Below are 20,516 nucleotides of genomic sequence, written 5' to 3' on the forward strand. Positions count from 1 at the left end.
CTGGTAATCCCATTTCAATTGCTCCTATGACTCGTTACCGAAAAATGACAATACGGCTTTATCTGTAGTGATTTGACTGTGACCGACCTGCACATTGCGCAGCAGCATTATGGGTTTTGATGACGCAAAGGTGGCAAAGCGCACCGCCTCGCCCATTTGCCAACCACCACCCCATGCGCCTTTTCTGAGCACAAAATAAGGGGTATTGGTCACTGGGTTGATAGGGGCAAAATCATTGAGGGCATCACCAGTCGCAATTTGTCCGAGGCGGCGGCCGACGCAGCGAAACGCGGTTTCACTGGTCATAATCATTACCCAATCTTCGTTTACTGCAGTGTTATTTTTAACTTCTACCGGATAGTCAACGGCATTGAAATTACCCGTGGCTTGAGCACCATCAACATCCCAGTTATTTGACCAGGCGGTCATATCCCGTACTTGGCCAACACGCGCCTGCAAATCACCTAAAATCTGCACACTGGCCACAGTGGCCCCTATGGGGTATTCGCGTGATAAAGGTTTTGCCAGCACTATGCTACTTGGGGTAAAGCTTGAAACTAACGCCAGTTCGCTAATGACATCGGTCAGCACAAAGGGCGGTGCAAAACCAGTAAAGGCACTATTAATGGTGACAGTGCCTGCCGCTTTATTTACGGTGAAATGGGTGTTTTCGCTGGTCCATAGGCTGGCGCCATTTGCATCTGTAATGTCGCTAAATGCTGCGTTTTGACGAATGTTATACACGGTACCAGCCGTGGCGGTGACTTGCTGCACTTGTGAGTGTGACAGCGCCACAGTGCCCCACTGGCGGAACATATTCACAATGCCATCATAAGGAATACGCAGCGGGTTAAGGCCATAAATCTCAGCGGGTGGTAGTTGGCGCACTTGGTCGCTAATGTCATAGCGCAATGTGGTTAAATCCACTGGGGCACTAAAGGTCAGTTCCACAATGCCACTGCTAATGCTGCCGTTAATGCCCGTGCCAGCAACCACCCCTTGAGCATTGGCGGAGGCACTAATCAGCGCTCGATCAGAGATACGCTCAACCTGCACATAAAAGCTTTCTAATAAGGGATTTGGCACTGACAAGGTGAACTTAGCGACCGTATCACCTGCAGCAGCAGCCGCGCTCGATTCGACTAATCCGGCATAGGTAAACGTAAACTCGCCACGGCTAATAACTTGCTTAGTCACCGCACCCGTTAAGTAATTAATGGTTGCGATGTGTTCTGTCCCATCATATAGCTTGCCTGTTGTGCCCTCGGCGCTCACTCTCTCATACACATCTTGGGCAGCATAGTTTGTATCAGCAAAGACTGCGCGGCCTTTAATACTGCCCACTGTCAGTTGCTTATTGGCGGGGAACGGGTTGGCGCTTGAATAGATGCTGTATTTATAGGATGAAACATAAAACAGGCTCACGGTTGACGCATTATTAAATATTGTACTTGAGGTGAGCGTTACCGTGATATTACCTGAGCCAATTGTCACGGATTGAATGTAGCTGGTATAACCACCCATAGCAGCCGTGGGTAACGTTGAAACGGCAACTAATCCGTTTTCATCGGTTAATAAATCCGTGGTGGTAAAAGTATAGCTATAGGTGCCTGCGCTTGAAGGTTGGGAGATCACTTTGCGGATCACTTGGCTGACAGTGGCATCCCCGTTGTCACTGCCGCCGACAATGGTATTGCCTGGCTTGGGTAACACAGTGGTAATGGATGGCAGTAACGACAACTGAGTCGCCCCCACGGCTAAATTAACGCCATTGGCCACAGCCGTTAATTTGGTTACGCCATGAAACTTAAGGGGTGATGCGGTATTAGATAAGCGCAGCTTAGTACACTTGCTTTGTCCATTAACAGCTAATGATGGCCATGGCGTGGCAAAAGGAATGGGTGGATCAAACGTGACGGTACCGACTTGGCCATTAACATTATTGGTCTTGGTTACTTTGCAAAAGTGAGTTTTGCGCGGCCAATCGGCATTTTCCACCCCAGTATATTCCACGGTAATACAAATCACTTGGCCCACGACCAAATAGGTCGTTTTCCAGTAATCGCGATCATTAAATCGATAAGTCGATTGCAAGTAATCTGAGGAAAACGAGTTTTGATTTACAAGGAACCCTGGGCCACCTTCGCGGATTAATTCCCCTGCAGTGACAGACGACTCAATGATCTCCTTCATATCCGTCATGCGAGACTCATCGTCCAGCGCAGGCGATTCAATCATAAACACATTCACCAGCGGATCGACTGGTGGCTCACTCACAAACACATGGGCTTGCTTAAGTTTGTTAGTGTCATTGGTGTAAAGCGTGGGGAAGCACTTAACGATATCGATACTAGATTGAGCATGATCAATATCAGAGATAGCATCAAACAGTTCATTAATCTGCCCTGATTGCACTACGTTGTTAGTGCGCTGGCCGCCAGCCTCATTGCTTGAACCTAATAGTTCAGGCTTGAAGATTTTTAAGCTGTCGCGAGAAATCGGAGTCGGAGAAGTTGCCATATTAAACAGCCTTTAAACAGTGATTAACTTGAGGGTGATGGCATCGACAGCATCGGGGGCGCTATCGCTGTAGTTAATGTCTGGTGCACCGCTAATCGGTTGATCGCGGTAATCCCAAATCACGCTAAAAACAGTGCCGTTAATATCCAGATTGAAACTGGCCGCCCCTTTTGTATTGGCGTGGCTTTCAAGGGCTTCAAACAGACTTAAAGATTCGCCATCACTAAAGAGCATAATGGAACGCCCTGCCTGTTTAGCCGCGACCTCAACATGCTGCGAGCCATTCAGCGCAAACTCAGTGCTGCTCACAAAGGGCGTATACCCAAAGCGGTTAAGCCAAATAAAGTGCGGTAATTGAAGCGTGTCTAAGGTGATCATGAGGTGGCCTTAATCTGTTCTAGTTCGCGCAAAAACAGCTGCTTAAACTCATCAAGCAAATCGGCTTTCACCACATTGCCCGACGGCATTGCCAGCTCTAGCCGATAAATTTGTACGCTGCCGCCTGTGTTCTGATTGCTCACCGATGGCGAAGTGGTTTGGCTTGTAGTACTGCGAGTGGAATTCGTCGCGGTGCTTGCACTGCTTGATGTGCTTTCTTGTGCCCGTGCGCTGCGTTCTACCGCCTCTGCTTCGATTTGTTTTAGTTTGGTGGCGTAGATTTGCTGACTCAGTTGCAGTGCTTCTTGGGCACTGGCAATGGACTCTTTATCCTGAGCCGTGCGGGCGGCATCGAGCTGCGCCTTAAGCTCAGCCTGTTGCTGTTCATAGCGACGCTTCTCGATAGCGGCTTGGTTATTGTTGAGCTGATCCATCTCATCTTTGAGACTGCCCAAGGTCGCGTTGATATCGTCACGCAGGCCGAGAATACGATCACGGGTAGCATCAATGGCCGCTTGCAGTGGCTTAAGTTCTTCGTCACCTAGCTCGCGTATATTCCACTTTGCCTCGCGGCTAATTTGATTGACACGATCGAGGCTAATGCTTGAGCTTTCGAGTTCTTCAGTCCATTTGCGGGTCAGTAAGGTTTCATTGATGATCTGCTTTTCGCGGATAAAAGCTTGGTTACTGAGCTGCGCCAGCACACCCCAAAAGCCCGTATTCACCCGCATATTGTTCATGATGCTTTTAGTCAGCTCATCGACGCGGGCGTTGAGTTTTTCGGTGCTATCTTCGTTAAAATTGAACTGTTTGTTTAAGTGGGCATAGGCACCCGCAAATAGGTTTACATACTCAGTGGCGCGGCCAGTGGTTTCCTCTAATTGTTCAAGTTCTTGGCGTTGCTCAATTAAGGTTTTAGTGGTCTTTTTTACCTGTTCGTCAGTCTCTTGCTCACCATCTTCCAAACCGCCCATTAAGCGTTGCAATATTCTGAGCACTTCAACTAAGCGTTCTTTTTGTCGCAGGTATTCTTCCGCTGTGATGCCGCCGTCTTTATAGGCTTGTTCGAGCCTTAACATCTCGTCAGATACAGCGGCATACTTGCTTTTTATCTGTTCATAATTAGCCGCTTCGAGTGCCTGAACCTCACTGAGCTGCTTAGTTTGGTCACTTAACTTGCCCTGTAAACTAATCAGATCTTGTTGGGCTTTTGCTTTGGCTTTACTCGATACCGTCGAGCTGTTCATCACATCGCGACATTGCTTCAAACGGGCTTCAGTTTCTGCCACTGCGCGGCTTAGCTTGGCTTGCTCGGGTGAAAGTTCCTTCACGCTGTCTGTATAGCCGTATTGCTTTGCTGTCAGCTCGCTCAGTTCCTTGGTTAGCCCAAGGGTAGCGGCTTGCGCTTTCAAGGTTTCGGGTACCGCAGCGCCCGTCGCTTCGGCGGCCATTAATGCCGCTTTAGCCCAGGCTAAAAACGCATCCTTTTGTTGCTCAATCGGTTCACGGTTGTTCTTAATCAGATTAAAGGCCGCTTCGGCTTTCGTGTTCACCTGCTCTAAGGCATGGCTACTGGTCAGCCCTAAATCCTTATAGGCTTGCTCCAATGCCTCGGTGCCCTTAGCCGTGGCATCTAGATAGGTTTGCTGCTCTTCAAACTTGGCGCGCAGTATTGTGAGTAACTTAACGTGGCCTTCGTATTGCTCCCCCGCCGCTTTCAACGGCACTAAGGCGGCGTCAATTTGGCGAATGAAACCGCCCATACCACCTTTAACGCCATCGAGCGTTTTAGTTTGTTCGCTTAAGGTAAAGGTCAGGCGCAGCGCTTCTTCAACCGTTAATTTAATCGGCTCAACAACGTCAACAGCAGCCTGTTTAACTTCTTCCATCGCTTTCGCGGCGTTCTTCCACTTACCAGTGGCGTCGTCATAAATCAGTTTGCCTTCGTCTACCGCTTTGTTGAACTCGGCCATAGTGGTAAAGGCTACGCCCGTTTGCTCACTGAGATCCTTAAGTGAGTACTCCAACTGTTTGGCGCTAGACGCGGCAGCGCGTTTAGACTTTGCCAGAGCTTCTTCAGCAATCAATAACTCTTGGTATACCCGAGCAACCTCGATCAACTCGCTAATCAGCGCTAAGTACAAACCCGCTTTAGCCGCTGCTGCCAAGGCGGTTTTAAGTTTGCCAGCAGCTAAGGCCGCGCCCTCACTCGCCGCAGTGGTACCCATGATCGCGCCAGTGTAAAGACGCATCACGCCGATGGCGGCATTTGCTCCGATGATCACATCACTAAAATAGCTACCGACTTTTAACGCGAGAAATGCCTTAGCCACAAAACCAATTTCATCACGGAAGTTGTACAGCATAGCCGCGCCATCTTGCACCGCTGAGCCAATGCTCACGATCGTGTCGCTGACTTGCTGAGCCCATTCCTTTAAACGGCCATCAGCGGCCATGGCGGCAAACTCAAGATTCAAATCACTGATCTGGCCCTTAAGCCAATCAAGTGCACCGGACTGAGCCACGAGATCATAGAAGGATGAAAGGTTATCTTTAAGGTTTGATACTTGGCCACTGAGCAAAGCCATCTGCGCCGCTGCACTGCCATTAGCGGCTCGGCCCATTTCATCAATCAAACCTTGGATCACATCGCGGCCAAGCTTGCCTTGCTCACTGAGTTTTTGCAGTTCGGTGGTGTTCTTTCCCGTGACCTTAGCCAGCATGTCCCATACGGGCACGCCGCGCTCAATCAACTGCAGGATCTCTTCGCCCTGTAGCTTTTGTTTTGCCCAGGCTTGGCCGAGTGCCAAGGTGATCCCCTCGACCTCTTGAAAACCGCCACCGAGTTTAAAGGCTTGATCCACAATCGCCTTCATGGTGCCGTTCATAGGATCGAGGCCAAAGGCTTTGGCCTTCACAAACGCTTGATTGACTTCGTTCAGTTGTAGCGGCACATCGATGGCGAATTGCTTTACCCAAGCGGTGGCTTGTTTGCCAGATTCAAAACCGCCCATCACAGCATTCATCTGCACGCCAAGACGTTCGAATTGATCGCCCGTGGCAAAGACATCCTTCACCGCTTGGGCCACGCGGTCAAAGCCCAAATAGGCACCCGCTAAGGCGGTCACTTGGCCGATCACGCCACGCAGGGAACTGGCATGATCACGGGCGCTGGCATTGCCCTTATCTAACTGATTGGCAAACTTATCGACATTGCGGCCAGTGCCGTCAAATTCGGCGCTTAACTTGCGTTGCGCTGTGGTCAGGTTGTTGTAATCAATGCCCGATTTTGACAGGGCATTTTGCAGCTTAGTGTGGCTGGATGATTGCTGCGCTAACTCGCGCTGCATTTGCTCCAGCTCTTTTTCGGCCACATCAATAGAGCGTGCCAGCTGCACAAAAGGCGCATCCGTTTGGCTGGCACTTTGCTTTAAGTCCTGCAGTGCTAGGGCAGCAGCAGTGACAGCAAGCTCTTGTTGTTCAAGCTCGTTGCGTGACCGCTTAAAGGTGTTGATCAGGTCTTGCTGGTTAGCCAGTTCATCGAGCTTATTGGCTAAGGCATTGGCTTTTTGGCTGGTCGATTGGCTGCTATCGCCTACGTCATCAAGCCCAGTTGCTAAAGGCTTGAGGTCATTAGTGAGCTGCTCTGTTTGGTTGCTGGTATTGCGGCCGCTTTGGGCCACTTGGTCTAACTGGTCGCTTAACGGGTCAAGGCTGTTTTTGAGTTCATCAACTTGGTTCGCACCCGCTTGGCTGGCATCACTCACGCCATCGAGTTCATCAGCGAGCGCCTGCGTCTTAGGATTCGCCGCATCCGACTCAGTGCCGATGCGCTTAAGCTCATCGACTAAAGCCGCAATGTGTTGCTTGCCCGTGGCTTCTGCCACGATCCGCAGGGCGAGTTCTAAGGTTTTATCAGCCATTGGTATCTCGTTAATGCTCTCGTTAGTATCTAAATAATCGGTGTTTAAACGGCGGTTAAATGGGGATTAAAGGGCATGGCAATTGAGTACGGCCATGCCCTTGGGTTAAGCAAAACCGCTTACGCATCCAGCTCTAGGTACTCGAACGGATGATCCTTACCCGCGACTAACTGGGCTTTACCCGCAAGGGTGGCGCTCACAAACTCACTGGCGGCAAAATCGAGCGCCGCTGTTGGCGATAAGCTGGCGTCGAAAATTTCGAGCTTAATCGGCTTGCCTGTTTCGAGGTTTTTACCTTCACCGAAGAGCCGCGCGCGGGTTTGGGCACTAATGCCACCACGAACTAGCGTGCCGGAAATGGCGTTATGTTGGCCTGTCACAGTCACTGCGCCGCCCGCTTCAATTGCGCCGCCTTTTACGGCACGCACTAGCCCTAGGGCATAGTTCACCTCATAGTCAGTGCCCAGCACTAAGGTGGTAGCGTCTTTCTTCACCACAAAACCGAGGGCGGCAAAGTTACTTTCAGGTAGCTGTATCCAACGTTGATTGGTTGGTAAGGTCACGGCTTCATCGGTTAAGTTGCCGCTGCCCGTGTTCAGCACTTGGGTATCACCCAGCAGTGCCATAGCAATCAGTTCGGCAGGTTGATCGTCGAAGGACCATTCCACCTCAACAGGTTTTGCAATTTTCACCACGCTTAAGGCTTGGCCGTAGCTGTCTTTCTTTTTACTTGGACGTACCTTTTCATCGGCATCGGTTTTAATGGCGAGCTTAGTGGTGTTGATGGGGCCAATGATCCCCGTTGATTGCCCTTGGGCATTTAAGCGGTCAACAAAGAAGTTGCCTGCGACTAATAATCCACTCATGGTGAGTTCCTCTTAGGTTGTTAAGGTTTGAATCTCAAAATCACACTTAACGCCACGGGGTAATAACCGTGGCTTTTAGTGAAACGGGGTTTAACGGGACTGTTAACGCGCACAAAGGGGCCAAGCATCTGACCATCCACCGCAATGGACTTACCCACAATTGCGTTTAACAGGCTGACTAATAGCTCACCTGCTTGGCCTTCGTGAATAGATAAACGGCAAGCCAATACCACAAGCCAAGTCTGCTTAATTTGGCTGGTGTTGCCGCCTTGTGCGGTATCCGCCAGCGTATCGCCCATATACAGCACATGGGCGGCGGGGGTGATTTGGCTGCGCTCATCCACTTCGCTTAGCTCATTGGCTTGATAGACCTTTTTCAGCTCCTGGCTCGTCACTAATGGCTCAAGCAGTTGAGTCAACGCATCACCTGCAGCAAGGTAGTTATCTTTAATTTCATACATCAGATAAACCCCTTAGACGATGCACGACCAAACACGCTGCCTGCACTGTCGATGCTGACTACTAGCTCACTTTGGCTAGCGACTTCTCCCGTATCAGCTAGCCCCAAACTGATATCGCCTTTGCTTACTGCGGTTAAAAACTTCACCACAGCGGTATAGCGTTTCTCGACTTGTTCAGGGGCTTTATCGCCATACAGGAAGTAACGGGCGATATCGCAGCAGTTACGCTCAAGCACGGCGGGAACCGTGGTTAACGGCAAGGTGTAACGGCCCACGATATAGCCATCAATCTCGGCCGACGCATCACTCAGCGCTTGCTCAAGCACGACGGTATTTATTTCCCCTGGCGCACTGTCTTCACGCTCGGTGAGCAGCATTAAGTCCTGTGCACCAAAGCGACTGAGCATGTTGTCAGGGGTGGCGTACATGGCTCTTGTGATGGCTAAGTCGGCCATGGCTATTCACCTGCTTCGTTGGTGACGGTGCCCGATGTTTCAGTGCCTTTCGTTTCAGCGCTTGGGGTAGCCGTTTCACTCGCACCTGGCACTGTGACTCTTACCGCCCGAATAGCATTGACTAAGTCAGGTTTATTCATCGAGTTAAAGCCGGTGATCTCCAAGTCTTTTGCTAGCGCCTTAAGATCTTTTACCGTGAGCTGATCTAACAGTTCATCTACTGTCAGTTGGTTTAAGACTTTCTCTTCACCGCTAGGCTCTTTCACACCAGTGAGAGTGCCTGTGGTATTGGAGCCTAATGTCTGATCACCGTCTGGAATGTCCACACTCCCCGACGCTGGTGCCATATCACGCACGGATACTTTAAGGCGCTGGTCAGTTTCAAACGCTGCAACTTGCTCATCCGACAACTCGGCCAGCGGTATAAAGTTTTCGCCTTTGTTAAGCGCCATGCCCGCACGGCGGTAGCCAGTGTGCGCAAGACAGATAACCAACAGGACTTGAATGTTCTTAGAAGGATTCGCCATTTCATTGTTACCTCACTCGATGTTGGGGTGCGGGCGCATCCTTGTGCCTGCGATTCGCTGCTCAAACTTAAGGGGTGAACACCTAAAGCTGTGGCACCACAAGGATCTCGAACTTGCCTTTCAGTTCGTTATCCACGGTCACGCCACCTTCATCAATGCGCTCACGGGTCATTAACTTGAGTGCGACGTCTTCAAGAGAAGATGGGATCACCAACAAATTGGGGCGTATCTTGAGCTTCTTACCGCCATCGCTGGTAAAAGCTTGCATGGCTTTGTAAGCGCTCCATAGGTTGGTGGCATTGAGAGTACGCTTGTTGGCGAAGGCCATTTGCCAGAAGCCAAAGCCCGCCTCACAGCGCATATCGGTGCCGAACTGGAACTCGTTATTGGTCCAAACTGCAGGATCGGTTGGATTAAACAGGGTGTTTAAATCCAGCTTGCGACGCTCTTGAAAGATGAGTGGCTTTAATGGGCGCGTGGTATCGAGCAAAAACCAAGGCTCTCCGGTATAAGCACTATCAACCACCATATTGGCCACCGATACGTCAGCCCCCGTACCATCGTGCTTCTCGTTAACGGGATGGTCAGTGTCAAAAAAGTTCTGCCCGTCATAACACAAAGTGCCAAAGCCTTCGGCTAATAGCTCGAACACCAGATCGTCGGGAAACTCTTCACCTTCCTGCGCCAATGCTTGCACCATAGGTTTGTAAATCCCTAAAGTGTCATCTTCAACATCATCACGACTAATACCTATGGTGGTTTCAAAGGTACGGTTAGTGATTGAATAACCATGCTCTTTGATGGAGTTGATCACCCGCGCACCAATCCATTCGCGCATAGTCGGCATTGAGCCTAACCAGCCGTAGGTATTGGACTTAGTATTGCTTGGCACGACTGAGGCAATTTTTAAATACAGTGGCTCAGTCTTAGCTAAAGCATTTTGAAACTCGCTACGCACCATAGTGCGCAGGGCTTGTAATACTGGGGCGTTAATAGCAGCCATTATTTGTGCTCCTGATCAGCGGCGATAGCTTTAGCAAAGTCAGCTTGTGACATGCCCCAAGAATCGGCCATTTTGATTTGGTCGGCAGTCAGTGCCGCGAGTTTGGTTTCCTTGTCCTTGATAGGATCGGGAACTGTGGTGGTTTGCTTGGCCGTTAATGCGGCAATAGCCACACGCTCACCCAAGTTGGCAGTCAGCGCTGCCATGGATTGCTTTCCTAGATCGATAAGATATTGGCGCTCACACTCGAAGGCCTTACCCTCATCTATCGCCGCCTTCACGGTTTGCTCAACGGTAAGCACACCGTTTTCAGCAGTAAGTGCAACAAGTTGCGTGCGCAGAGCAGCGACAGTTGCCGCTGGAACGTACTGGCTTAGATCAACCGAGGGCGATGTAGCACTCAGCGCGGTAAGCTGTTGCTTTAAGCCATCAACGCTATTTGCTGCCGTGGTTAGCGTATTAAGTGCAGATAGCGCCGCGACCTCTTGCTCAGCCGTTAAGGCCGTTGCGTCCTCGGGCACATCTACCCCAAGGGCGGCTAAGATTTTTCTCAGTAATGGGTTCACATGGAGTTCCTCCGTGTCGGTGGATTGGATAGATTCGGGTGAATTGAGGCTTGTATTAAGAGCAGCCAATGCGGCCAACGATGCGAGTGGCAGCATGCCATCGACACCAGGGCGGTTAGTTAACGCGGCTGAGTGGATAAATTGCGGGCGGCCAGTGCTGGTGTCATAACCGAACACTAGGCTGAAGTACTTGTATTCTTTGGCGGTGAGATAAGCGATTGCGTTGTCGGTAAAGCGCGGCTTAATAAACAAGCCCTGCCCTTGTCGATATTGCACGTCATCGATGTTGAACCAACCTGCAGCGGGTGCAGGTTGGCCGTTGACTTCTTTGTTCAAGGTTTGGTGTTCGTAGTCAATGACCAGATCACCGGCTTTATGGGGGGTATTTGCTTGCAGGGCCGCGAACGCAACGCTATCCATCAACCACTTGCCACCAGCTACATCATCAGGGCGACCATCTACGCTGGCAAAGTGGCCATCAGGCAGCGCCTGAATGTAGCCATCTTCACCAACCACAAAGGTTGCTTCTGGATTGAGGTTTAACTGGCTGCTTAAGGCAGCAAAGCCCAAAGCGGTGGATGTTGCAGGCATAAAAAAGGCACTCTCAATTACATTGGAGTGCCTATGATGATCTCGCTCGGCTCGCTAGCGGATTGGAAAGGTTTCGGGATTAGTCAAACTATCCTGCCAAATTAAATATTTCTTTTCTTAAATAATCCAAATCTGCATTATTAATATTGTCTTTAATAACTTTAATCAAACCAGAAACATCCAAAGGTGTAGTTTTCTTATACATACAACTATCTTGTCGCCCTGACTCACAAATGGGACATTTAACAAGTTCCTTACCACAAATCGTGTGTAACGAATTGGTAAAATTAATGAGTGACTGTAAAAAATATCGTAAATGCCATTTTCCTTTACAGAAATGTTTCATTTTTAAAATGCAATCACAACTCACGCCATGTTTGGATGCAAAAACATCCAAGTCCGATCGTTTTCCCATCAACTCTATTTTTTTAACTGGATTAATCAATAATTCTTGATAACCCTCAGAAAAACCAACTAAACCATCATAATCAGCCTCAATTGCATTACGAAGAGCTTCTAGTACCACATAGTAAAAATCAACGAACTGTTCATTAATAAATTTAACTGCTTGTTCTGTTAACGCTTCATCCAACTGTTCAGATGACAATGATGTCAAAAGCCTTACTGTATTAACTATAGATTTAGTTGTAACAAAATTATTTTCAAACGAATAACTGTTCAAATAGAACATCCCATCTCGTTCAACTAGCTCATTTCTATATTCTTTAACATCCCTATCAACAATTCCCTTAAAATAATTATAAACAATATGACCTTGAGGGTATCGTTCATTAATTGAAATAATATTTCTTTCAATTTCATGGCATCCAGAGCCACTATTCTTAAAGAACTGAACTGGTTTTACGTTAAATCGTCTTTCTTTATTTTCAAGTAGACTTATGTATACAGGTAAATCATCCTTACCTTCTACCACTATTAATGGAACCTTTGTCATGTATGCATTTTTTATCGCATCATGAAAATCCATTTTCATACTTTCAATAGACATTTTTCAACCTAAAAATTTAAACTTTATGAACGACTAATTCAGATAAGTTGTCCATTGACTGCGCCAAAAGTGGACTGTGCGATGCAACTATAATCTGACTATAAGGCAACAATGCTTCAATAGTTGGTAGTAATGCTATTTGCCAAAGTGAATTTAGTGATATTTCTGGCTCGTCAATTATTATAAAGTCACGATGTCTACCTTGTTCTAAAAGTAATGTAAAAAGAGTTAGAATATGCCTTTCGCCGCTCGACAGTTGGCTAATTGAGTGCTCAGTATCACCAATCTTTATTTTTACACTAGATTGATTTACTACGAGCTCTTTGCCTCCTTTAATATTTTCCCCTCTAACAAACTCATTAAATTTATCAATAACTGTATTAATCGCTGATAGTTCCTGTTCACTATCTCTCAATTGATTTGACATTTCCATCAGCAATCTACTCAATAAACTATTATCTCTTAAAGAGTCAAGATCGCTTTCTGATTTGATCATTCTAAGTTTTGAAACTATATTGTCTTTGAAGCTATTTTCAGTTTTATCATCCAAAGCCTCAATAAGTAGCTCTTTATTTTTAAAGATAACTTCATTATATAACGCAACACTCTTACGCGGTCCGAATTCGGAATTTTCAGAAATTGCACTTGACAATGTGTCAAATAAAGCATTTTGAATTTTTCTAGCAGTATTTCTTCTAGCAATACGGTAACGTTCTAATAAAGTACTTTCTATATTTGTCATGTTTATTTCTTTCAAAAAAACATGATCATCTTCAAAATTAACAACATTCGAACTTTTAGACATTATACTTGCACTGGAGTGAAATCTAATGTATTGAACTAGTTCATCTGCAATTCTATGAATATCTGCCAATGATGCAACGCTTCGTCGTAGCTCTGGTATTTTAGAAAGAAACTGAACTATTAATCGAGTACTTATAGTAAATCGTGCAGCTTGGCTTCCTCGATCCACACCTAATGATAACGACTTTCCTTTAGCTAACTTACTATCCAAATAAGAGTTCCAATTCCATTTAATTTCAACTCTTTCGAAATCGAATTGAGGCTGCAAACTATCTTTACCTTTCACGACTTTCCTGCGTCCCGCAATCTGCGCTGCTGACGTTATATATTCAGATTTATCAATAGATATTTTAGTTTCAGTTCGTTCCAATCTAAAGGAGTCAAAAATCCAATCATCACTAATTTCAGCTTTATGCTTATACTCAACAAATACAGATTCCACTCCTTCTTCAAAGAGTACTGTCTCATTCTGCTGAAAAATTGCATTTAATATTTTAAGGAATGTAGTTTTTCCACATCCATTCAAACCAAAAATAACAGATGACTGAAGATTTGAGAAATCAACAACAACTGTCGTCAAGTCATTCTTAAAGCCTTTTATAGTTACTTTAGTTAAAAAAATCATATTTATCCTATCAATAAATCCATTTAGTTAAAAATATCAATGTAACGTTCAGAACAGCTACTTTAGGTAAGACATTGCTAAATAAATAAAATCTTACTTCCTTAGATAGGGAAAAATACACTATTTTTTATTCTCCCACAAACTAAACATTAGCCTACAGTCAGTATAACTATGTTTAAAACCCGTTTAAATCCTTGTTAAAGCGTTTAAGTGGTATCTGGATAAGCCGTTACACCAAGTTGAGAGTTTAGACGCTTAAATCTCGTTTGAGAGCTTTACGCTTCGGAGCTTGTCACCTTAGAATACTGTCATTACTTTTAAACCATGGACGGCACATGATCACCCCTTCTACATCTCCTCAAGCTAAACTGCAGGCTCAAACCCACGGATCCGAGACTTCATTTAAGTGGCTTATCATTTTGCTGGCAATTATTGCTGCTTTTTTACTAACTTTGTACTTTATGAATTTCAACGGGGGCTGGGGTAACCAAGGAGACTTTGGTGCATTTGGCGACTTTCTAGGTGGCGTGCTAAACCCTATCTTAGGCTTTGCGACAGTGGGCTTACTCATCTGGTCACTGAAAATGCAAATGAACGAGCTAGCTCTGTCTAGGCAAGAGCTAGCTCTAACACGCCAAGAACTTGCAGAGACAAAAAAGGAAACAGGGTTGAGTCGTCAAGCTATGGAAGCGCAAGTTGCTCACTTAAACAAAGAGGCAAAATTAAGTGAAGCGTTAAGAATTATCGGGGATTTGAGAACACATATTTCTATTGTTTCTAGCTATAAATCTGTTCTTTCACTTGATGTCGTTAATGCAATTATCAGCGCATTGTCTAATTTTAATACAACCAGTGTCGATATTGACATGCTATGTGCCACTTCAATTAATGACTTACTTTATGGCGAGAATAAAGCGTTTTTTGAAAAAAGTGAAAGTGCAAGGACTGCGTTTAGAGAACAATATAACTTAGCAATCCAATGCAATGAGCCTAGTACACTGTTAGAATTAGAGAGTTTATTGCTGCAATTTTCTACAGTTGCTATTTGTTATCATCAACAATCTCATAGTAAAAAGTTAACTTTGGTTTATTTGTTTGAAGCAGAAAGATTGCTTAAACCATTTCAAGATGTTGTTAATTCAGAATTATTGAAGCCTTCGGTAGATAAATTAAATTCACTCATCAAATTGTCAATAAAAAATGATTAATTAGCCCTCAAAATACTCCCCCAAGATTCCTAGCATGGACTGTTCATCCTCACGGCTTACACCAAGGTATGGCCGTGCCGGAATCCCCGCTGGGCCTGCGGGCATATCGTCGGTGCCACCAAACTGGTGAATAGCGGCATAGATTTTATTGCTACCAATGGCCGCCCAAAAGTTACCGCTGTCGGCAGCTACGCTGGCAGCTAGCCCGCCAGCACTGGCTTGTAATATCTTACCGCCCTGGCGTTTAGGGTTGGCCTTAAGGTAGGCATCACTTAAAGATGCCCAGGCTTGACCTGTAACTGGATCGGCCTCTGCTTCAAACGCTGATTCGGTGGCGGACTCTAGCACAGCGGCAATATCGTTCATGGGTTCGCTTAAGTCATCGAGCTTAATCAGCAAGCTATCAAGCACCTGCAATACAGTGCCGTTGGTAAACTGAATATCCACTTTATTCATAGTGCATCCCTACCCTTTTAACTGACCTTCAAGCACTTGGTATTGGGCTTGCTGTAATTGTGTTAGCGATAATGTCAGTAGTTGCACTTCACCCTCATTAGGCTGGTGCGTTAGCTGCCATGCGCTATTGATGATTACTTTATTCTTGCTGCCATTGCCCTCGGTGCCATCAACAGCTGCATACACATACAGCAAGTGTTGATTTTCGCTGTCCCATATTACTGCCTCAGGTGTTGTCAACATCAAAGGTAATCGCTTTACCACACTAGATTGAAGCCCGCTTTTTGCTGTCAGCTCACGCGCCCTTATCGCAAGTAAGGCGCTGGGTTCTCGCCCTAAACGCGCTGTCACTGCGGCTTGAATCGAGGGCGTCATAAAACCTAACGCCTGTACGCCTAAGCCTGGTCTTCGTTTCTGCTCTGGATTGGTGGCAAGGACTTCATCCGTCCATTGAGCAAACTGGGCGTGGCGCAGCGGGCTGTTATTGAGGGCTTGAATAAACTGGGCGCGGGTATCGAGGGATTGAATGCTGCCAAGCTTTTTAGCGACGGCCACATCGGTACCAAAGGCGGCTTCACCTGGATTATAGGCCCAACCTAAATCGGGACTCATGCTGCTGCCATCGGGCAGATCGATACGCGCATGGGGCACGGTTAACACTTCACCCGTGCCACGCGCAACTGTCTCGGTATCAAAGCGATGGATATAGCCTTCGCCATTTTCCACCGTCAGGCCCATGGCCTTCACCTGCGCTTCGGTGAGCGCCCGAACGCGGCAACGACAGCCCCAACCATTGGGCGGATAGATGATGTTCCATATCGGATCGTCAAAGCGGAATACCTTACCCCTCAGCCGCGCATGGGCTGGGCGTGTTTGGCCGTCATCTATCGCTACATACTGCCAATAGGGGTGGGTTTTAGTACGCGACAACATGCGCCGATAGCGCCCAGCCATGTAGGCGGTTTGCAGGTTTTGACGATAGATAGTGTTTAAGCGGTAGGGACTCCCCAGCTGTACCTCGCGGCCATCGACTTCCTTTTTACCCCACCATCCGAGCTTTTCAAGCTGCGGTTTAAGGGTTGCCTGAAACTGCTTAGCGGTTAATCCTTGGCTTAGGGCTGCATCCACTTCATTACGGATCGCCGTGAGCACATCCATCTGTGCCGCCTTGGCCACCGTAAACGCACGGGCGTGGGCGCGGGTCCACACGTCTTGCCAATCGTCACTGATGGCAAAGCCTTTGGCACGGAAATAGGCCACCGCATCGGCGGGGGCTTGGTTAATGGCAATGCTTAAATCAACGGTTTTAGGCATTGGCGATGCCCCACAACTCAGCCACAAACATTAACCGCGCGAGCGTTTCGGTAAGCTGCTCGGTATCCATGGCGGGATAGTCCTTTTCCAGTTGCGCCCGCAGCTGCTCCGGCTCGCTCTGCAGTTGTGCCAGTAATGGCTCTACCATGGCCATATAGGCTTCGCTCATTTGCCCTTGAGTGAGTGCATCCAAGGCTTTATCTAAGGCGGTTTGGCTAGGTTCACTCAACGGGGCATCTAACTGCTTAGCCGCTAAAGCGGCTAAGGCAGTTTCACCGCCCTGCTCACTTGCGTCTTCTTGTTGAATAACCAGCACAGCTTCACCATTAGCGGGCTTAGGGATACGGGTCTTTTCATGCAGCCAGTTTTGTGGGATCTGCATGCCCATGCTGACGAACGCCCGCAGCGGATAAGCCAAGGCCCGTAAATCTTCAGCCTCCGTGGTATCAAATACTAAACGAGGATGACGACGGTGGCTTTGATAACTCTTGCAGTTGAGTGCATACAAGGAGGCCACTAAGTCGCGGGTTAAGGTTTCGGCAATCAGGCTAAGGTCAGCATCGCGCAGCTCTTGGCGCACTTCGTTATGCACGTTACCGAGCGCATTGGTTGAGCTTTTACCGTCGGCTTGGCTGGTCAAGGTGCCGCCTAAAATCACCTTGCTCATGGTCTTTTCAGCCCAGCTAATCATCAAATCAAAGGGATCGGCTTGACCTGTGGCGGCACTCTCGAAATCCATCACCATGCCCTTGGGCATAATGCCACCCGCGTTATGGCCAATGCTCATCACTGCATTTAACAGGGCGCGCTTTTCCTCATCGCTGGCACCCGCAGGATACTGACCAATACGCAGCGGCAAACCGTAGATCTCAAGGAACTCGGCTAAGTCGCGCACACTGTAGTTTTTAAAAATGAACGGCCAGATTAACTGACGCACTAAACCACTGCGGCTGACATAGCCCGACTTGGCGGGGTGAATATGTTTGATCCAACCAAAGGGCCACAGGTCAGCGCCATTGACCGTGGCATCACGCAGGCGCAGTTCGTTACGGCGCTCAGGGTGAGTCATAAACCAAGACGGATCGCGATACTCTGGCACTTCAATAAACCATTCACCTAGCTCTCGCGTCCAGGCTAACTCGTGCATGCTAAAGCCCTTGAGAATAGCATCACTCATTGACTTAATGAGCGTCTTTATCCAGTTACCTTCCTCAAGCATTTCTTGCAGATATTCAGTGTCGGCCTTTTCCTGTGGCGTCGGGTTACGGGGTGGCACTAAATAGTAGTCCACGCCGATCAGTGCCCGTTTGCGCTTGTCTAACTCGGCATATAGGTGGCCGTCTTTCTCTTCGATATCCTCAGCCAGTTCACATTGGGCAATGAGATCGCCTTGCTCGGCGGCCTGCAAAATATTGGCCGCACTGGCGGGCGTTAAGCCACTACTGGGGTGCTGGCTAAAGGTACGTTGCAGGCCAATTAAACGTACATCGTCGGTCTGCAGTGCTTTGGCTTCACGCTGTTTAAACGGCCGACCACTGGCGTCCAAAATACGTGATTCAGTTGTTTTTTCTTGCATTACCAGCAACCTCGCTGCGTTTGATGATCATCATCCTCATGGGCACTTGCTGCGGCATTCGGATTGCGGTGATCACTTCTAGGAATGGGGGTGAACTCGATAGCGCCGCCTTCCATGTATGAAGCACGAACGGCCATACACAGACCAACGGCAAAGTCACCATGGCGTTTGCCTTTGCTATTACTGGACTCTAAGTCAGCCTTACGACCTTTATCGATCAAGGGGATACCGTTAACTAACTTGATATGCTGTAAGTCATCGAGCACGCTTTGATGACGGGGGATCTCAAGGTTAAATGCCTCAAATTCTCCCTTCATTTTTGGCATCCATTCGTGATACCAACTCTGCGACAGATGCACTTGATCCACCATATCAGTGCCGTATTTAAGTGCGGCTTGCTCAGCTAAATACCCGCCGTTACCCGTGGCATCAAACGCCAATCCCACTAACCTTGGCATCCGGTCACAGATATAAAACATCACCTGGCGCTGTTGCTCGTAGGTGGTATCACGAAGCTCCACCACAAAGGGGAGGCGCTTTCTTAAATCTGGTTTAATGGCCAAGGGCACAAAGACGGTTAAGTCGCCGCGCCGCGCAAAGTCTTCACCAAAGGAATGGTTATGCGCTGGGCTTAGCTTTGCCAGTTCTTGCTTTAAGTATTGTTCGCACCAGTCACGCACCTCGGCTTCGCGCATTTCTGGCGTCCAGCTCATGAAGTTTTCAGGCGCTTCAAAACGGTAGATAGGAATAGAACGATCGGCAACCATGGCCGCTTCAATCAATATCCGACTGAGGTAAGCGCCACCTGATTTTTTAGGCAAACAGCCATATTCTTCATCGGCACTTTCTTTATTAGGGGCGTTTTTATAAAGCCCATCGCGCCAGGCAATTTCACCTTCGAGTGTCCATATTTGGCCAGTGACATAACAGATACGCTTATACAAGCCGTCACGAATGGCATCATCCAGCGTGATGCGGTGGATGCTGTAGTCCTTGCGGCCTTCACGGGCATCATTAATCAAGCTATTGAATAGATTGTCCACGCCATTGTGGGTGCTGATTAACCTGACCTTATTGCCCCACATGGTCAATGCTAACGCCGCCTTAAGTAGTTCTTCGAGCGACTCATGGAAACCCGCTTCGTCGATCACCACATCGCCCTGTAAGCCACGCAGGTTAGAGGGGCGAGAACTCAGTGCCTGAATTTTTCGGCCCGTCTTGGGGAAGCGGATCATGTAGGTGAGGATTTCTTCTTTTTTCTGCGAATCCCAGAATGTTTGCTCATACACATCAGCTTCTGCGAGCTGGTTAAAAGCACGGGCAAAGAGCGCACAAGCGGCGATATATTCAAGCGCCATCTCTTTTTTGCTGCCAACGTAAAAGGTATTGCAGCCCCCACGGCGGCGCGGCTTAGCGGCTTTAATCACATTGCGGCCAGCCTCTGCCCAGGTTAATCCTGTGCGCCGGCTTTTTTCGGCAATCATGATCGGCGCTTCATCTTCAAACCAGCGCTGCTGGTAAGGCAAAAACACGGGCTCATTGGCAGGTTGAGCGTCGCTAATATCCTGCGGCACATCCACCCCAGCCAGCGCCATTTCTTCCGCTAAGTCGATTTTTCGCGGCTCGCTGATAGCCGTCATGTGTAAGCCACTTTTAGCCATTATGCTTTCCCTAATAGAATTTGGCGGATACGGCCTTCAAGCTGCTCGCTCATACCATCTTCCCCACGCAATTCTTCATTAAGTGCATTAGCCGCTTCGGCCGCGAACGCAGTGCGGATCTCTTTCTCCCGCTTATGGCTGGCCATGGCAGCAGACTCCAAACGCTGCACCGCTAACATGGCGTCTTTAATCATGCCAACGTCGGCACCTTCGCCCGTTTCATCTTGGTTTAATAGGGCTTTAAACAGCTGCGAACGCGCCATTTCGAGAATGAGTTTAGTCACTTCACCCGTGGGCTTGTCACCCAGCTCTGCCGTCCACACTTGGGTGATCTCACGCATTTCGCGCAGGGATTTACCCACGGCCTCCATCTTGGTGGCATAGCGGTTAATGCCTGCGCGGGAAAGCTGGCTTTCCTCAGGTAAGCCTGCGGCTTTAATCAGCGCATTGATTTCATCAAGTAAATCAATCTGCTGAATCGAGCCATTACGCAGCCCCGCATCGAGTTTTTTGCGGATAGGATCAGGCAGCAAATCGACTTTAGAGCGTCGGCCTCGGGTTTCACTCGCCATG

At 48.0% G+C, this 20,516-nt stretch carries 17 protein-coding genes; 1 reads left to right on the plus strand and 16 read right to left on the minus strand.

What is annotated here, in order from left to right; all coding sequences use genetic code 11:
* Positions 1-24: 24 nt before the first annotated feature.
* The 11 genes from KO533_RS14005 to KO533_RS14055 form a co-directional block, all read right to left on the minus strand.
* Complete coding sequence (locus KO533_RS14005) at positions 25-2,520, minus strand: hypothetical protein (protein WP_219254717.1); 2,496 nt, start codon at positions 2,518-2,520, stop codon at positions 25-27.
* A gap of 12 nt (positions 2,521-2,532) precedes the next feature.
* Positions 2,533-2,898 (minus strand): hypothetical protein, encoded by a 366-nt coding sequence (locus tag KO533_RS14010; RefSeq protein WP_219254719.1) that lies wholly within the window; start codon positions 2,896-2,898, stop codon positions 2,533-2,535.
* Positions 2,895-6,821, minus strand: coding sequence for a tape measure protein (locus KO533_RS14015; RefSeq protein ID WP_219254721.1), 3,927 nt, complete (start codon positions 6,819-6,821; stop codon positions 2,895-2,897). Before KO533_RS14015 ends, KO533_RS14010 begins: the two co-directional genes overlap by 4 nt.
* 119 nt (positions 6,822-6,940) lie before the next feature.
* Positions 6,941-7,687 carry a hypothetical protein gene (locus KO533_RS14020; RefSeq protein ID WP_076500516.1) on the minus strand — a complete coding sequence of 249 codons (747 nt, stop codon included), beginning with the start codon at positions 7,685-7,687 and terminating at the stop codon, positions 6,941-6,943.
* Positions 7,688-7,707: 20 nt separating this feature from the next.
* Entirely contained in the window at positions 7,708-8,148 is a 441-nt protein-coding gene (locus KO533_RS14025) for a hypothetical protein (protein WP_219254722.1), read from the minus strand.
* Positions 8,148-8,603, minus strand: coding sequence for a DUF1320 domain-containing protein (locus KO533_RS14030; RefSeq protein WP_219254723.1), 456 nt, complete (start codon positions 8,601-8,603; stop codon positions 8,148-8,150). Before KO533_RS14030 ends, KO533_RS14025 begins: the two co-directional genes overlap by 1 nt.
* Before the next feature lie 2 nt (positions 8,604-8,605).
* On the minus strand, positions 8,606-9,130 hold the full coding sequence (locus tag KO533_RS14035; RefSeq protein ID WP_219254724.1) for an HI1506-related protein: 525 nt from the start codon (positions 9,128-9,130) through the stop codon (positions 8,606-8,608).
* Positions 9,131-9,212: 82 nt separating this feature from the next.
* Complete coding sequence (locus KO533_RS14040) at positions 9,213-10,133, minus strand: Mu-like prophage major head subunit gpT family protein (RefSeq protein WP_219254726.1); 921 nt, start codon at positions 10,131-10,133, stop codon at positions 9,213-9,215.
* On the minus strand, positions 10,133-11,290 hold the full coding sequence (locus KO533_RS14045) for a phage protease (protein WP_219254728.1): 1,158 nt from the start codon (positions 11,288-11,290) through the stop codon (positions 10,133-10,135). The genes KO533_RS14040 and KO533_RS14045 overlap by 1 nt, the downstream gene beginning before the upstream one ends.
* 88 nt (positions 11,291-11,378) lie before the next feature.
* A complete protein-coding gene (locus KO533_RS14050; protein ID WP_219254730.1) occupies positions 11,379-12,299 on the minus strand; it encodes a hypothetical protein in 921 nt (306 codons plus the stop codon).
* Positions 12,300-12,315: 16 nt separating this feature from the next.
* Positions 12,316-13,728 carry an AAA family ATPase gene (locus KO533_RS14055; RefSeq protein ID WP_219254731.1) on the minus strand — a complete coding sequence of 471 codons (1,413 nt, stop codon included), beginning with the start codon at positions 13,726-13,728 and terminating at the stop codon, positions 12,316-12,318.
* Positions 13,729-14,063: 335 nt separating this feature from the next.
* Here KO533_RS14055 and KO533_RS22655 point away from each other — a divergent pair, with 335 nt between their 5' ends.
* Positions 14,064-14,936, plus strand: coding sequence for a hypothetical protein (locus KO533_RS22655; protein WP_251073448.1), 873 nt, complete (start codon positions 14,064-14,066; stop codon positions 14,934-14,936).
* Here the strand turns inward: KO533_RS22655 and KO533_RS14065 are convergent, their stop codons facing one another.
* The 5 genes from KO533_RS14065 to KO533_RS14085 are packed head-to-tail and all read right to left on the minus strand — an operon-like array spanning position 14,937 to position 20,515.
* A complete protein-coding gene (locus KO533_RS14065) occupies positions 14,937-15,392 on the minus strand; it encodes a phage virion morphogenesis protein (protein ID WP_219254733.1) in 456 nt (151 codons plus the stop codon).
* Between the two features lie 9 nt (positions 15,393-15,401).
* Positions 15,402-16,706 (minus strand): phage minor head protein, encoded by a 1,305-nt coding sequence (locus KO533_RS14070; RefSeq protein WP_219254735.1) that lies wholly within the window; start codon positions 16,704-16,706, stop codon positions 15,402-15,404.
* Positions 16,699-18,282 (minus strand): DUF935 domain-containing protein, encoded by a 1,584-nt coding sequence (locus KO533_RS14075; RefSeq protein ID WP_219254737.1) that lies wholly within the window; start codon positions 18,280-18,282, stop codon positions 16,699-16,701. Before KO533_RS14075 ends, KO533_RS14070 begins: the two co-directional genes overlap by 8 nt.
* Entirely contained in the window at positions 18,282-19,943 is a 1,662-nt protein-coding gene (locus KO533_RS14080) for a hypothetical protein (RefSeq protein WP_219254739.1), read from the minus strand. The genes KO533_RS14075 and KO533_RS14080 overlap by 1 nt, the downstream gene beginning before the upstream one ends.
* Complete coding sequence (locus KO533_RS14085; RefSeq protein ID WP_219254741.1) at positions 19,943-20,515, minus strand: DUF3486 family protein; 573 nt, start codon at positions 20,513-20,515, stop codon at positions 19,943-19,945. The genes KO533_RS14080 and KO533_RS14085 overlap by 1 nt, the downstream gene beginning before the upstream one ends.
* Position 20,516 lies beyond the last annotated feature (1 nt).

Source organism: Shewanella sp. NKUCC05_KAH, assembly GCF_019345585.1.
Taxonomy (GTDB): domain Bacteria; phylum Pseudomonadota; class Gammaproteobacteria; order Enterobacterales; family Shewanellaceae; genus Shewanella; species Shewanella oncorhynchi.

Bases quoted from the DNA above. Each gene is read 5' to 3' on its own strand.
- KO533_RS14075 (WP_219254737.1), bottom strand. From the start codon at position 18,282: ATGCAAGAAAAAACAACTGAATCACGTATTTTGGACGCCAGTGGTCGG.
- KO533_RS22655 (WP_251073448.1), top strand. From the start codon at position 14,064: ATGATCACCCCTTCTACATCTCCTCAAGCTAAACTGCAGGCTCAAACC.
- KO533_RS14020 (WP_076500516.1), bottom strand. From the start codon at position 7,687: ATGAGTGGATTATTAGTCGCAGGCAACTTCTTTGTTGACCGCTTAAAT.
- KO533_RS14010 (WP_219254719.1), bottom strand. From the start codon at position 2,898: ATGATCACCTTAGACACGCTTCAATTACCGCACTTTATTTGGCTTAAC.
- KO533_RS14080 (WP_219254739.1), bottom strand. From the start codon at position 19,943: ATGGCTAAAAGTGGCTTACACATGACGGCTATCAGCGAGCCGCGAAAA.
- KO533_RS14085 (WP_219254741.1), bottom strand. From the start codon at position 20,515: ATGGCGAGTGAAACCCGAGGCCGACGCTCTAAAGTCGATTTGCTGCCT.
- KO533_RS14035 (WP_219254724.1), bottom strand. From the start codon at position 9,130: ATGGCGAATCCTTCTAAGAACATTCAAGTCCTGTTGGTTATCTGTCTT.
- KO533_RS14045 (WP_219254728.1), bottom strand. From the start codon at position 11,290: ATGCCTGCAACATCCACCGCTTTGGGCTTTGCTGCCTTAAGCAGCCAG.
- KO533_RS14015 (WP_219254721.1), bottom strand. From the start codon at position 6,821: ATGGCTGATAAAACCTTAGAACTCGCCCTGCGGATCGTGGCAGAAGCC.
- KO533_RS14005 (WP_219254717.1), bottom strand. From the start codon at position 2,520: ATGGCAACTTCTCCGACTCCGATTTCTCGCGACAGCTTAAAAATCTTC.
- KO533_RS14030 (WP_219254723.1), bottom strand. From the start codon at position 8,603: ATGGCCGACTTAGCCATCACAAGAGCCATGTACGCCACCCCTGACAAC.
- KO533_RS14055 (WP_219254731.1), bottom strand. From the start codon at position 13,728: ATGATTTTTTTAACTAAAGTAACTATAAAAGGCTTTAAGAATGACTTG.
- KO533_RS14025 (WP_219254722.1), bottom strand. From the start codon at position 8,148: ATGTATGAAATTAAAGATAACTACCTTGCTGCAGGTGATGCGTTGACT.
- KO533_RS14040 (WP_219254726.1), bottom strand. From the start codon at position 10,133: ATGGCTGCTATTAACGCCCCAGTATTACAAGCCCTGCGCACTATGGTG.
- KO533_RS14070 (WP_219254735.1), bottom strand. From the start codon at position 16,706: ATGCCTAAAACCGTTGATTTAAGCATTGCCATTAACCAAGCCCCCGCC.
- KO533_RS14050 (WP_219254730.1), bottom strand. From the start codon at position 12,299: ATGTCTATTGAAAGTATGAAAATGGATTTTCATGATGCGATAAAAAAT.
- KO533_RS14065 (WP_219254733.1), bottom strand. From the start codon at position 15,392: ATGAATAAAGTGGATATTCAGTTTACCAACGGCACTGTATTGCAGGTG.